The sequence below is a fragment of the Nocardia vulneris genome (assembly GCF_001613425.1).
In the GTDB taxonomy this organism is placed as follows: Bacteria; Actinomycetota; Actinomycetes; order Mycobacteriales; family Mycobacteriaceae; genus Nocardia; species Nocardia vulneris.
Window position 1 is genome coordinate 1 of the sequence record NZ_BDCI01000041.1, and the last position, 13,454, is coordinate 13,454.

Genomic DNA, 13,454 nt, shown 5'->3' on the forward strand with positions numbered 1-13,454 from the left:
GGGGTGCAAAGCGATCCGGGTGTTCGAACCCGACGACATCGGTCCCGCCCTGGAAGACGCGAAGAAGCTGATGGCCGAACACCGCGTCCCGGTGGTGGTCGAGGTCATCCTCGAACGGGTCACCAACGTGTCCATGGGCCTCGAGATCGACAACATCACCGAATTCGAAGAACTGGCGGTCTCGACCGCGGACGCCCCTACGGCCACCGTTCCCGTCGCACCCGAACCGGTGGGAGGCGGGCGGTGAGCAGGCCGGACGCGCCGCCGGGAGAGCTGCGATCGGCGATCGTGCGCGGCGGGTGGCGCGACGGACACTGCGTCCTGGCCCCCGACAAGTTCAAGGGCTCGCTCACCGCGCCCGAGGTCGCCGCGCACCTCGCGACCGGACTCCGCCGGGTCCGCCCGGATCTCCCGCTCGTCACCATGCCGGTGGCCGACGGCGGGGACGGCACGGTGGACGCGGTGGTGGAATCGGGCTTCGTCCGCTTCCAGACCAGCGTCACCGGTCCGCTCGGCGTGCCGGTGGCCGCCTCGTTCGCGATGAGGGGCGAGGCGGCCGTGGTCGAGCTGGCGGAAGCGTCCGGCCTGCGACGGCTGCCGATGCGGCCTACCTACCAAACCGCCATGACCGCAACCAGTTACGGCACGGGCGAACTGATCCGCGCGGCGGCCCTGCGCGGTGCCCGCCAGGTGGTGCTCGGGCTCGGCGGCAGTGCCTGCACCGACGGCGGGGTGGGCATGATGTCCGCGCTGGGCGTGCGCTTTCTCGACGAGCACGATCGGGAGTTGCCGCCCGGCGCAGCCGCATTGAGCAGGCTGGCGCGCATCGACGCCACGGACATGCTGCAGGTGCCGGTGATCGTCGCCTCCGACGTCGACAACCCGCTGCTCGGGCCGCGCGGCGCCGCACAGGTTTACGGTCCGCAGAAGGGGGCGCGGCCGCGGGAAGTCGACGAATTGGAATGGGGTCTGGCACGTTTGGCCTCGATCGTCGAACGCGACCTCGGTGCGACGGTGGCGCAGCGGCCCGGAGCGGGGGCGGCGGGCGGGGTCGGCTATGCCGCGCTCGCCTTCCTCGGTGCGAGCGTGCGACCGGGCATCGAGTTGATCCTCGAGCTGATGTCGTTCACCGAACAGGTGCAGGGGGCTCGCCTGGTGATCACCGGGGAAGGCTCGCTCGACCCGCAGACCCTGCACGGCAAAGCGCCGGTCGGTGTCGCGCGAGCGGCGGCGAGCGCGTCCGTGCCGGTCGTCGCGGTGGCCGGGCAGCGTGCGCTCACCGACGAGCAGCTGCGGGGCGCGCACATCGAAGCCGCGTACGCGCTGACCGACCTCGAGCCCGACCCCGAGGTCTGCATCGCGCAGGCGGGACCACTGCTGGAACAGCTGGCCGGCGATCTCGCCTGCGCCTGGTTGGGAGCGAAAGCCCATGCATGATCTGGTGATCCGATCCCGGCGGGTCGCGCTGCCGGAGGGGATCCGCGCGGCCTCGATCGCGGTGCGGGACGGCAGGATCGCGGCGCTGGCCGACTACGAAGCCGTGCTGCCCGCGGCCGCGACGACCGACCTCGCCGATCTGGTCGTGCTGCCCGGCCTGGTGGACTCCCATGTGCACGTCAACGAGCCGGGGCGCACTGAGTGGGAGGGTTTCGCCACGGCCACCAAGGCGGCTGCCGCGGGCGGAGTGACGACGATCGTCGACATGCCGCTGAATTCGTTGCCGCCGACGGTCACCGTGGCGCATCTGCGCACCAAACAGGCTGTCGCGGACGGGCAATGCCATGTGGACGTGGCCTTCTGGGGCGGCGCGATCCCCGGCAATCTGGCCGCGCTGCGACCGCTGCACGAGGCGGGGGTGGTCGGTTTCAAATGCTTCCTCTCGCCCTCGGGAGTCGACGAGTTCCCGCCGCTCGGGCTCGGCGAGGTCGAACAGGTGATGCGCGAGCTGGCCGCGTACGACGGTCTGCTCGTGGTGCACGCGGAAGATCCGGTGCGGCTGCACGATCCGGTCGACGGGACGTATCGCGCGTTCCTCGATTCCCGGCCGGGCGAGGCGGAAAAGGCCGCGGTGCAAGAAGTCATCGCGCTCGCCGAACTCACCGGGGTGCGGGCGCACATCCTGCACGTCTCGGCCGCGGCTTGTCTCGAGCCCTTGGCACAGGCGCAGGGCCGTGGCGTGCGGATCACCGCGGAGACCTGTCCGCACTATCTGACGCTCTCGGCGGCGGAGGCGTCGTCCACCGCGTTCAAATGCTGTCCGCCGATTCGGGATTCCGGCAATCAGGACGCGTTGTGGCAGGGCCTGGCCGATGGCGTGCTCAGTTGCGTGGTCTCCGATCATTCGCCGTGCACGCCGGAGCTGAAGGAGGGGGATTTCGCCACTGCGTGGGGCGGAATCTCCTCGCTGCAGATCGGCTTGCCCGCGGTGTGGACGGCCGCCGCCGAACGGGGATTCCGGCTCACCGATGTGGTGCGCTGGATGGCCGCTGCCCCCGCGGAGCTGGCCGGGCTACCGCAGAAGGGCCGGATCGCGGTCGGTGGTGACGCCGACCTCGTGGCCTTCGATCCGTGGGCGCCGGTCACCGTCGATCCCGCCGCCCTGGCGCACAAGAACCCGATCACGCCCTACGGCGGACGTGAGCTGCGCGGCCTCGTGCACGCGACCTGGCTGCGCGGACGCGTCGTCGGCAACGGGCATCCCCCGGCGGGGGAGCTGCTCACGCAGCCCAGAGTCGCTGTACCGCAGTGGGCTACAGCACCCGCCGAGACCATCGCGAACCGCAATCGACAAGGGAAATATGTCTGACTTCACCAACCTGCCCGACCTGGCGCTGCGTACCAACCGCGCCGGTGTGATCGCCGCGAGCGACGAATCGTTCGAGGAACGCGAAAACCTCATCAACCCTTGGGAACCCCGGTTCGCCGAGCACACCTTCGGTCCCAAAGGGCAGGAGTACGACGGCTGGGAGACCCGCCGGCATCGCGGACCCGGCCACGATTGGGCCGTCATCCGGCTCGGCATGCCCGGCGTGATCCGCGGCGTGGTCGTCGACACGGCCTGGTTCAAAGGCAATTACCCGCCGTTCACCTCGGTCGAGGCCTGCCGTGCGCCTGGCTATCCGTCTCCGGCACAACTGGATTCGGCCGAATGGGTGGAGATCGTGCCGCGGACCGCGCTCGGCGGCGACGCGAAGCACGAGCTGCCGGTGGCCGACGACCGCATCTTCACCCACGTCCGGTTGAACATCTTCCCGGACGGCGGCGTCGCCCGCCTGCGCGTACACGGCGAGGTGGTCCCGGACCCGACGCTGCTCACCGGGCTCACCGTGGACCTCGCCGCACTGGCGCACGGCGCGCGAACCATCGCCTGCTCCAACATGTTCTACTCGGCGCCGGACAACATGCTCGCACCCGGCCTGGCGCGCAACCAGGCCGAGGGCTGGGAGACCGCGCGCCGCCGGGACGGCGGAAACGACTGGGCGACAATCCAGCTCGCCGCGCAGGGGGTTCCCGCGCTGATCGAACTCGACACCACGCATCTGCTGTTCAACTCGCCCGGCGAAGCCCGCGTCGTGGCGATCGATCACCAGGGGCCGGGGCCGCTGCCGCCGAGCGACGACGCGGCCTGGTTCGAGCTGTTGCCGCGCACGGCATTGCAGCCCGACACCCCGCATCGTTTCCGGCTCGCGCCGTCGGATCGGGCTGCCACGCATGTCCGCGTCGACATCTACCCGGACGGGGGTATCGCGCGGTTGCGGGTGTTCGGTGCGCTCACCGCGGCGGCCGAGCGGGAGCTGAATTCGCGCTGGTTGTCGGACGGTAAGTGATTCCTGCGCCGCGAGTGGGAGCGTGGCCGTCCCGCTGACGGGGTGGCTGCGGCGGCCGTGCGCCCGCTAAGGTCCGACGATGGCGATCGAAGTCCGGACCGGAGTGGGTGGCCGTCGCGGCCGCTCGGCGAGGTGGCGGCGATGACGGTGTACGACACCACCGGACGCACGTATGCGGCGACCCGGCAGCCGGATCCGCGCATCGCCGCCGCGATCGATGCGTCCCTCGCGGGTATGGCGTCGATCGTGAACATCGGCGCGGGCACCGGCTCCTACGAACCGGGCGGCACCGTCCTCGCGGTCGAGCCCAGCCGGGTGATGATCGCGCAGCGGCCGAGCGGTGCCGCCGCTGCCGTGCGCGCGGCCGCCGAACAGTTGCCGATCCGCACCGGTGCCGTGGATGCCGCTTTGGCGGTGCTCACCATCCATCACTGGACTGACCTCGAGCGCGGCATCGCGGAGATGATCCGAGTTGCGCGGCGTCGCATCGTGATCCTCACCTGGGATCACGCGGTGTTCCGGCAGTTCTGGTTGGTGCGCGACTACCTACCCGCGGCCGCGGCAACCGACGCGCGCCTCGCCGTGCCTTTGGCTCGCTTGACCGCTCAGTTGGAAAACTTTGTCGTACAGCCGGTCCCGGTGCCACACGACTGTGTCGACGGTTTCGGCGGCGCCTACTGGCGTCGTCCCGAGGCCTACCTCGACGAAACCGTCCGAGCCGGAATATCCATGCTCGCGCTCACGCCGGAATCGCGACTCCGAGAAGGATTGTCACGCCTGCGGCGAGATCTCACCGACGGCTCCTGGTCCGTCCGCTACGCCGACCTCCTCGACCGTCCCCACCTCGACCTCGGCTATCGGCTCGTCACCGCGGACCTGTCGGCCGAGTGAAGACATCCTGACTCAGCAGATCTGATACCTCTTTGCCAGCGCGCGACCCGGGCGCTCCAGGCGTCCGGCGCGGTGAATCATTCGCTCAGCCTACCGGCGGAAAGGAAGGGCGCCAACGGGATTGCGTGCGTGGTGCGATTCAGACGGGCTTGCAGATGATGGATGCGAAGCCGACGCGGTTGGCGACCATCACATCGTGCACCGAGTGGCGGAAGTTCGGGCGGAGCAGGGCGAGGATGAAGGCGGCGAGGGTGCCGGGCAGGCGGACCTGGTTGACGAAGACGTAGGGGGCGTCTTCGATCGGGCCGAGTAGGGCGATGTCGTCCACCTCGGCATCGTGGTTGAACCAGCCGGCGACCGAGTCGAAATAGCGCAAGGCGCGGTCGTAGTCGTCGGCGGTGAAGTGGTTGAACAGGAAGGTGCCGGTCGGTGCCCGGTCGATGTCGCCGAGGCGTCTGATATTGCGGGCGGGCATGACGAAGTCGGCGCCGAGCTGCTGGAACTCCGGCGTGGCCTGCACCGTGGCGAGCGTCTCCGGTGTGCCGGTCTCGATCAGGACGATCACGTCGAAGCGGGGGCTCACCTCCGACGGCTGGATCGCGATGGCGCGGTAGGCCCTGGCCGAGAGCACCTCATCCATCCCCGCCAGTCGGCGTGTGAGGTCCTGGCACCGGCGCAAGACCTCGCGGCGACGAGAACTGCGGGGCACGAACGGGATTCGCCGGGGTGGGTCCACGCGGAAGCCGAGGTAGAGATAGCCGTAGGGGGCAGGTTCGACGTATGGCGCGGGCGGGTTGGTCTGGGTGCGCGGGTCGGTGCTCATGATCTCGTCCTTTCCAGTAAAATAATCGAGCGTTCGATTAATTGTAAGCCTCGAGTGGGAAGGGCGGAAGTGGCATGACGACACCACGGCGTAGACCTGGACGGCCACGCAAGGCGGATGCGGGCGACACCAAAGCCGCGTTGTTGAGCGCCGCCCTGCGCCTGTTCGCCCGCAACGGGTACGCGGGCACGTCGATCCGGTCCATCGCGCGCGAGGTCGGATTGAGCGAGAGCGTGCTCTACGCACATTTCGCCGGCAAGCAGGCGATCTTCGACGCCGTACTCGCCACCCTCGGTCCCACCAACCCGCTCGACATGATGGACGCTGCCACGGCCGCCCTCGTCGACACCGACCCGCCGCGATATCTACGCGAACTGGTGCGCGCGGTCCTCGAAAGCTGGGAACACGACGACGCTCGGTTACTGATCAGCGTCATGGCGCAGGACGGACTGCTGCACAGTCCCGCACTGCAACAAGCGATCTCGGCCATGCGCCTGCCCGTGAGCCGCCTGTTCGAACAATGGATCGCCGCCGACCGGATCCCCGCCGGCCTCGCCACCCCGGACGATCTCGCGATGTCGTTCACCGGTCTGATCGGCCTCACCCGGGTCCTGCACCTGCACGCCCACGCCCCCGACGAGGAACGTGCCCGAGCCCGCGCCGAAATCTCCCGCCACGCCGAAACTTTCATCCGTCTCGTGTTCCGCGACGACTCCGGGCACTGAACCACCGCACCCCAACAGATCTCGCGCGATCACACAAGCGCTGACTCGACCCGCATCGGCGATAATGGTTGCGTACGTTCGTAGAGCGGGGGCTCCGTGCATCCGATCCCTGAAAGCAGCAGCGATGACGAGGCGCCACGCGATGAGCCAGGCCGCTTCTGGTTCCTTCGGAGTTGTGTAGGCCTGGCCTTCGCGCTGTGGGCCGTGGCGCTGACCCAGCCCTTGGCCGACTTCACCGACGGTGGCTGGAAATTCGTGCGAACCCGCGAGGTGTACCCCTTCGGAGAGGTGCGGGCCCCGATCCAGGCCGTCGTGTTGGTCGGCGGAACTCTGCCGGCCGTTGTCGTGGCGGGGACAGTCTTGGGCATGCACTCCTCCCGTGGTGAGTACACCCGGGCTTACGGGGGCGTTCTGGCTTTCCTCCTCACGCTCTGGTGCAGCTACTGTGTCGCGATCCTGGTGCGCTCGTTCGACGCCGGCACACCCCTCGCCGGCCTGTGGATGATCGTGCTGGCGAACCTGCTGCTGGGCGTAGCGGTACTCATCTCGGAGTCCTGGTACGGCTGGCGAGAGAGCGAGTCGAGTAAGTCCTGATCAGTTCGACCAGACCTGGCGCGCCACGCAGCCGCTTGTGGTAGCCGAACGGAGTACTGAGTTCCGGACGTACTCGTCCAGGTCGGCGCGGTGCGTCAGAACGGCAGCGGAATACAGATGGTGCCGAGGTCGAGGCCGGTGGTCACCGCTACGGTGGTCGAGCCGGAGGAGGGTGGGTAGGGGCGGCCGAGGATGACGTCGGTTCGGAGGACGTGTGTGCCGGTGGTGGTGGGGGTCCATGTGAGGGTGCGTTGTCCGCCGGGGCCGGTGGCCGGACCTGTTCCGAGGAAGACATCGTTGTCGTAGAAGAAGGCCGACCAGCCGGTTGTCGGCGCGGGTGTCGTGGTGGACGTGAGAGTGGCCTTGCAGCCGGTCCCCACCCGGCCGCCATGGCTGCCCGAGGTGGGTTTCCGGCGTGGTCATCTGGCTGCGGTGGCGTCTCGAGCGGCTCGGGAAAAGAGAGGGGCGGTTGGAAGGCGGGCCGGGTGGTGTGGACCAAGCGACAGATAGGTTGGCGATCACAGGGGTTTCATACTGTTCACAGGGTTTATAGCTGCTGTGAACCGTATGGAAGGTCTGTGACCCTGCGACTCGCCCAGCAAACACGCCGATCCACAACCCCCCATCCGAAACCGCTGCTACCTCGTCGAGGAACTCTCGAAGACAGCACCACAGCCAGACGACCACGCCGGAACCCCACCTTCACGCACCTGACGTGCGCCTGAAGCCGGGAACCCCACCTGACGCGCCCAGCACTATCCCTGTAACTCCCGCGGCAGGCACACCAACCTGAGCAAGTCACACTTCGGCAGCCAGCCAACAAGCCCGAACGCAAGCAAACCAAGCGACAGTTAGCCCCGTGTCGACACGCGAAAGCCACACACCTGCACCACTTCTCGGGATCCACACCCCTTCTGGCCGCCCAGAAAAGGTGTAGATCCCGAGAAGCGGTGCAGCTGCTAATGGCCCGCCTCACCACTGCGAGACAGAACTAGGTGAGAGTGACCTTGCAGCCGGTCCCCGCCGGGCCGCCATGGCTTTCCGAGGTGGCGGCGACCGTCGTCGTCACGTCGATCGCTGCGGCGCTGGGCGTGAACAGAACTGCCGCTGCACAGCAATGAGTTTCGGCATAATTCGTACCCCGGCTCTGCCTTGAGCCTTTGCGGTCCGGGCGCACGACATGATGGTGCGCCCCAGCTCCGGCCGACACGCGGATAACAGAAGACGTGAATTACCTTGTGGCAGTGTTGCTCAGCATGATGTGTAGCTCGTGTGAACGGTCGGGCCGAGGGTGGCTATCCGGGTTCCTATTCGGGTGAGGAGGTGGGCGGTGAGGGTGGGGTTGTGGGCGGTGTCGGTGGGGGTGAGGTCGGTGAGGGTGTAGACGTGGGTGAAACCGGCTCGGGGCCAGTGGGTTCGGGGGAGGTCGCTGCGGCCGGCGACGGCTATGACGGGGGTGGGGGCGGCGCGATGGGCGATGACGGCGGGGAGTTTGCCGCGTTCGGTTTGCTGGTCGAGGCGGCCTTCGCCGGTGACGATCAGGTCGGCGGTGGCGCGGTGCCGGTCGAAGTCGAGTAGGTCGAGGAAGTAGTCGGCGCCGGAGAGCGGATGGGCGCCGAGGAGCAGGGCGGCGAAGCCGACGCCGCCTGCGCTGCCTGCTCCCGGAGTCGCGGCGAGGGCCGTGGCTTGGGGAAAACCGTTGTGGGACAGCGTCTGTACGAACCGGTGCAGGTCTGCGTCGAGGCGGCGCACCTGCGCGGGGGTCGCGCCCTTCTGCGGGCCGTAGACGGCGGCCGCACCGTCGGGTCCGGTGAGCGGGTTGGTGACATCGGAGGCGAGCACCAACTCGACGGTGGGCAGGCGCACCGCCGCGGACACGTCGACCGCGGCGATGTCGAGTAGTGCACGACCACTCGGCGGCAGCACCCGCCCGGCGGCATCGGTGAACCGGAACCCCATGGCGGTCAACAACCCCATGCCGCCGTCGGTGCTCGCGCTGCCACCGAGCGCCAGGACGATCCGTCGCGGCTGGAACCGCAGCGCCTGCCGAAGCGCTTGTCCCAGGCCGAGACTCGACGCGTCGAGCGGCCGGAGCCGCCCGCCGGGCAGGGTGGCGAGTCCGCAGGTATTCGCGACCTCGACGACGGCGGTGTCGCCGCGCAGGGCGATCAGGCCCTGCCGCGGCGTCCCGGTCGCGCCCGCGACGGTGACCGGCACGGCCTCGAAGCCGGCGGCGACGGCGGCGTCGACACTGCCGTCGCCGCCGTCGGCGAGCGGCAACGCCCGGCACTCGGCCCCGGAGGCGCTGAGCCCCAGGACAAGACAGCGGGCCACCTCGGCGGCGGACAGGCTGCCCTTGAACTTGTCGGGCGCGACCAGCACTCTCATCCTTGCCACACCTTGATCAGCGCGGCCGCCGAGATGACCGTGGTGACGCCGCCGATCCGGGTCGAGATCTGCGCGAACGGCATGAGATTCATCCGGTTCGACGCGGAAAGGATGGCCACGTCGCCGGTTCCACCGAGGCCGCTGTGGCACACGGTGACCAGCGCGGCGTCCACCGGATACATGCCGATGGCGCGGCCGACGACATAGCCGGTGGCGGCCATCGACAGGACAACGGCGACGCAGGCGATCACATACCCCACCGACAGCACGCCGATGATGCTCTGCAACGGCAGGTACAGCAGGCCGAGCCCGATCATCGTGGGGTAGATGAAATGTTTCGAGATGACGGTATAGACACCGCGCACGCTGTCCTCGACCACCGGCGGAAAGACGCCGAACAGTTTGCACAGCACCGACATGATGATCACCAGCACCGGCGCGGGCAGGTGCACCGCGTGCTCCAGCAGGGTGGCGAGCACGAACATGCCACAGATGAGCAGCACGCCGAGCGCGTGATTGCGCGGGGGCGCGGCCGGATCGCGCGGGGCGGGTTCCGCGGGGCCGGTATCGGCGGACGGCACCTTCACCAACTGCCCGCCACCGTCGAGGTGTGGACGGCGATCGCCGAGGCGGCGCAGCACGCCCGCCGTGATGACCGCGGCGATATTGCCGATGATCGCCGCGGGAATGAGTTCGGCGACGAAATCGGCCTGCTGCCCGCCGAGCGCCGACGCGTAGGCCGACGACAGCGGAATGACACCCTCGCCGATGCCGCCGCCGATGATCGGCACGACGATGTAGAACAGCGCGCGATGGAAGCCGTAGCCGAACGCCATGGCGACCGCGATCCCCACCGACACCGCGATCACGGTGCCGAGCAGCAGCGGCGGGAAGATGCGGATCAGCCCGCCGATCATCACCTTTCGGCTCATGCCGAGGATGCTGCCGACCACCAGCGTGCAGATGACGAAATACAGGAAGTTGGCCTGCTTCATCAGCGCACTCGCCGCAGCGAGCGTGTTCTCGTCGAAAGCGCCGAGGTACACCAGAATCGAGGGCACCATCAGGCAGATCAACGCGCCGCCACCGATTTTCGAGATGACCGGCAGCCGGTTGCCGAGCGGGCCGAGCAGCATGCCGAGCCCGACGATCACCGCGAGCCCGCCGATCATGTTCTCGGGTATGGCATCGAAGAAGCCAGCGGCGAGCACGCCCGCGGTCAGCACCACCGGCACGAGCAGCGGGATACCGTCGAGCGCGGGCGCGGGGAACGAACGGGGCCGGGCGTCGAGTTTCATGATCGCCTCGCCGCGGTCATCGAGGTGGCCGCCTCGAGCTGCGCGCACACCAGGGCACCGAAGGACGCCGTGGTCCCGGATCCACCCATATCCGGTGTCATCGCGGACCTGTCCTGGACGAGTGCCGCTTCGACGGCGGCGAGCACCGCCGCGGCGGCCTCGTCTTCGCCCAGGTGCTCGAGCATCATCGCGCCGCTCCAGATCTGGCCGATGGGGTTGGCGATCCCCAGCCCGGCGATATCGGGCGCCGAGCCGTGCACCGGCTCGAACAGGCTCGGAAAACGCCGCTCGGGGTTGATGTTCCCGCTCGGCGCGATGCCGATGGTGCCGGTGCAGGCGGGCCCGAGATCGGACAGGATATCGCCGAAGAGATTGCTCGCGACCACCACATCGAACCAGTCCGGGTGCAAGACGAAATTCGCCGTCAGAATATCGATGTGGTACTTGTCCACCGCCACGTCGGGATAACTGCCCGCCATGTTCGCGACGCGCTCGTCCCAATAGGGCATGGAGATGGAAATACCGTTGCTCTTGGTGGCGGAGGTGAGATGCCGTTTCGGTCGGCGTTGCGCTAGTTCGAACGCGTACTTCAGGATTCGGTCGACACCGGTGCGGGTCATCACGGTCTCCTGCAGTACCGTTTCCCGGTCGGTGCCCTCGAAGATCTTGCCGCCCACGCTCGAGTATTCGCCCTCCGTGTTCTCCCGGACCACGTAGAAGTCGACGTCGCCGGGCCGCCGGCCCGCGAGCGGGCTGCTGATACCCGGTAGCAGCCGGACCGGGCGCAGGCTCACGTACTGGTCGAAATGGCGGCGGAACTGCAGCAGGCTGCCCCACAGCGAGATGTGGTCGGGCACCACCTCGGGCCAGCCGACGGCGCCGAAGAAGAGCGCGTCGAAGGCGGACAGCTGATCGAACCAGCCGTCCGGCAGCATTTTCCCGGTCGCCGTGTAGTAGTCCGCGCTCGCGAAATCGAACTCGGTGATATCCAGGGTGAAGTCGAATGCGGCCGCCGCGGCCGCGAGAACTCGAATTCCCTGCGGCACGACTTCCTTGCCGATGCCGTCGCCCGGAATGACAGCAATTCGGTGTGTGGCACCCATCGTCGCGTGCTCCGATCTTCTTGGTAACGAGACGTTCTCAACGGTAGGCTCGGATATTCCGCGGCAAAAGCACGGAACGCGCAAGAGACTTTTTCCCGAAAGGAAAAGACGAAGGAGGTCGCCGTGTACGGTGCGTCCACCGACGACGTGACGTTTTTCGACATCGTCGCGCGCTCGCGCAGCCTGACCGAGGCGGCCAGGGAGTTCGGCATCTCGGTGTCGTCGGTGAGCAAGCGGCTCGCGCAGATGGAGGCCCGGCTCGGGGTGGTGCTGGTGCAGCGCAGTACGCGCAGGCTGACGCTGACCCCGGAGGGGGAGCGGTATGCGGCGGGCGCCGCGGTGATCGCCGCGCAGCTCGAGGAACTGGAGGACTCGATTGCCGAGCAGCGCCACGATCTGCGCGGGCGGGTGCACCTGCGGTCGACGATCGGCCTGGGCCGCGCGCACATCGCGCCGCTGGTCGCGGATTTCGTCGAGCGGCACCCGTCGGTGCAGGTGGATCTGGAGCTGTCCGCGCTGCCGCTGACCATCGCGGGCACCGGGTATGACGTCGCTATTCGCGTTGGCACACTGCAGGATTCACGACTGACCGCGACCAGGCTGTGGGTCAATCGGCGGGTGGTGTGCGCGGCCCCGGAGTATGTGCGCAGGCACGGCATGCCCGCCACGGTGAAGGAGTTGGCCGAGCACAACTGCATCATCTTGCGGGAGAACGAATCCGACTACGCGCTGTGGCGGTTCGAGAGCGCGGGAAAGGAACTCGCGGTCCGGGTGGCGGGGAACCTGATCAGCAACGACGGCGACGTGATCACCCGCTGGTGTCTGGAGGGTCGCGGGCTGGTCATGCGGTCGCGCTGGCACGTCGATCCGCTGCTGAAGGACGGGTCGCTGGTTCAGGTGTTGCCCGAGCTGGAAACGCCGCCCGCGGACATCTACGCGGTATACGCGGCCGCCGCTCCGTTACCACGCCGGACCAGGGCGGTGATCGATCATCTGAAGGCGGGGCTCGGCCGCCGGATCACCGCGGCGGCGGGCGGACCCGATCCGCAGGGCGCGCCGAACGCGGCCCGCTAGCCCGCGCTCGACGCAAAAGCCCTGTTCTACAGCATCTTTCAGGCGTACAGCGCGACGAACTTGTCCAGCGACCGCTCGATGTCACCCTTCACCGCGCGCGCCACGCCGGCGCCGATCGGCCCGAACAGCGGTCGTCCGCCGAGTTCGATGTCGACGGTCACCTCCGACCCGGTGCCCTTCGGCGCGACCAGCAATTCGAGCCCCAGCTTGGTACCGCCCTTGCCCGCCCCGGTGAGCAGCAACCGGCTCGGCGGCTCGGCGGCCTTTACCGTCCAGGTCACCCGGTTGCGCAGCCCTTTCACCGAGGCCACGCCGACCAGCTGGGTGCCGACGGTGAGCTGCTCCGGTACCTCGCTGCGCCACGCCTCGTGCATCGTCAGCCACTTGTCGAGGTCGGCCAGGTTGGACGTGTGCGACCACGCGTCCTCCGGTGAGATCGGCACATCGACGGACACCTTCAGCTTTGCCATGGCGGCATAGTATCCGGTACCGGCAGTCTGGGTTACCCGCGCGGCGGCTGGACGGCATTGTCCGGGTCGCCTCGAGTCCTGCGATGCCGGCGGCGTCGCGCCCGACCGGCGACTTCCGGGCAACCATGCAGGTCGCGTCGGGTAGACCGACCGGTCCGTAACTCGTCCATAGCAAACTGGACGGACCAGCTAACTTTCGGGCAAAAGCAAACCGAATGTCCTGTTGCAGGCCTGTTTCCGGCTGTCGGCTAGGTAGGCATG

Annotated in this window: 13 protein-coding genes and 1 pseudogene; 8 read left to right on the forward strand and 6 right to left on the reverse strand. The window is 68.3% G+C overall.

All coding sequences use genetic code 11. The annotated features are described in order from the left end of the window. The 5 genes and pseudogenes from NVU01S_RS34710 to NVU01S_RS34730 form a co-directional block, all read left to right on the forward strand. A pseudogene (locus NVU01S_RS34710) lies at window positions 1-247 on the forward strand (glyoxylate carboligase); the annotation flags it as partial. Continuing rightward, a complete protein-coding gene (locus tag NVU01S_RS34715) occupies window positions 244-1,437 on the forward strand; it encodes a glycerate kinase (RefSeq protein ID WP_156161447.1) in 1,194 nt (397 codons plus the stop codon). The pseudogene NVU01S_RS34710 and the gene NVU01S_RS34715, both read left to right, overlap by 4 nt. After that, complete coding sequence (gene allB / locus NVU01S_RS34720; protein ID WP_043665616.1) at window positions 1,430-2,806, forward strand: allantoinase AllB; 1,377 nt, start codon at window positions 1,430-1,432, stop codon at window positions 2,804-2,806. Before NVU01S_RS34715 ends, allB begins: the two co-directional genes overlap by 8 nt. Further along, the gene (alc, locus tag NVU01S_RS34725; RefSeq protein WP_043665613.1) at window positions 2,799-3,827 is read left to right on the forward strand and encodes an allantoicase; all 1,029 of its coding nucleotides are present in this window, start codon (window positions 2,799-2,801) and stop codon (window positions 3,825-3,827) included. Before allB ends, alc begins: the two co-directional genes overlap by 8 nt. A 141-nt stretch (window positions 3,828-3,968) precedes the next feature. After that, window positions 3,969-4,718: a class I SAM-dependent methyltransferase gene (locus NVU01S_RS34730; RefSeq protein WP_043665741.1), complete on the forward strand. Its 750-nt coding sequence runs from the start codon at window positions 3,969-3,971 to the stop codon at window positions 4,716-4,718. Between the two features lie 139 nt (window positions 4,719-4,857). On the opposite strand, the gene NVU01S_RS34735 is transcribed toward NVU01S_RS34730, so the two are convergent. Beyond that, window positions 4,858-5,541, reverse strand: a complete 684-nt coding sequence (locus tag NVU01S_RS34735) for a hypothetical protein (protein WP_052280263.1) — start codon at window positions 5,539-5,541, stop codon at window positions 4,858-4,860. 74 nt (window positions 5,542-5,615) lie between these two features. Between NVU01S_RS34735 and NVU01S_RS34740 the strand changes: the two genes are divergently transcribed. Together NVU01S_RS34740 and NVU01S_RS34745 are read left to right on the forward strand one after the other, a co-directional pair. Then, on the forward strand, window positions 5,616-6,266 hold the full coding sequence (locus tag NVU01S_RS34740) for a TetR/AcrR family transcriptional regulator (RefSeq protein ID WP_244467133.1): 651 nt from the start codon (window positions 5,616-5,618) through the stop codon (window positions 6,264-6,266). 96 nt (window positions 6,267-6,362) lie between these two features. After that, entirely contained in the window at window positions 6,363-6,860 is a 498-nt protein-coding gene (locus tag NVU01S_RS34745) for a hypothetical protein (protein WP_043665607.1), read from the forward strand. A 95-nt stretch (window positions 6,861-6,955) separates the two neighbouring features. Here NVU01S_RS34745 and NVU01S_RS34750 read toward each other — a convergent pair whose 3' ends face one another. From NVU01S_RS34750 to NVU01S_RS34765, 4 genes are all read right to left on the reverse strand, one after another. After that, window positions 6,956-7,240 (reverse strand): hypothetical protein, encoded by a 285-nt coding sequence (locus NVU01S_RS34750; protein WP_043665605.1) that lies wholly within the window; start codon window positions 7,238-7,240, stop codon window positions 6,956-6,958. Between the two features lie 871 nt (window positions 7,241-8,111). Continuing rightward, on the reverse strand, window positions 8,112-9,248 hold the full coding sequence (locus NVU01S_RS34755; protein ID WP_043665602.1) for a glycerate kinase: 1,137 nt from the start codon (window positions 9,246-9,248) through the stop codon (window positions 8,112-8,114). Next, entirely contained in the window at window positions 9,245-10,594 is a 1,350-nt protein-coding gene (locus NVU01S_RS34760) for a 2-hydroxycarboxylate transporter family protein (RefSeq protein WP_244467132.1), read from the reverse strand. Before NVU01S_RS34760 ends, NVU01S_RS34755 begins: the two co-directional genes overlap by 4 nt. Further along, a complete protein-coding gene (locus tag NVU01S_RS34765; RefSeq protein WP_043665596.1) occupies window positions 10,543-11,649 on the reverse strand; it encodes a tartrate dehydrogenase in 1,107 nt (368 codons plus the stop codon). Before NVU01S_RS34765 ends, NVU01S_RS34760 begins: the two co-directional genes overlap by 52 nt. A 123-nt stretch (window positions 11,650-11,772) precedes the next feature. Between NVU01S_RS34765 and NVU01S_RS34770 the strand changes: the two genes are divergently transcribed. Continuing rightward, window positions 11,773-12,723 carry a LysR family transcriptional regulator gene (locus NVU01S_RS34770; protein WP_043665594.1) on the forward strand — a complete coding sequence of 317 codons (951 nt, stop codon included), beginning with the start codon at window positions 11,773-11,775 and terminating at the stop codon, window positions 12,721-12,723. 38 nt (window positions 12,724-12,761) lie between these two features. On the opposite strand, the gene NVU01S_RS34775 is transcribed toward NVU01S_RS34770, so the two are convergent. Further along, window positions 12,762-13,193 (reverse strand): type II toxin-antitoxin system Rv0910 family toxin, encoded by a 432-nt coding sequence (locus NVU01S_RS34775; RefSeq protein ID WP_043665591.1) that lies wholly within the window; start codon window positions 13,191-13,193, stop codon window positions 12,762-12,764. Between the last annotated feature and the right edge of the window lie 261 nt (window positions 13,194-13,454).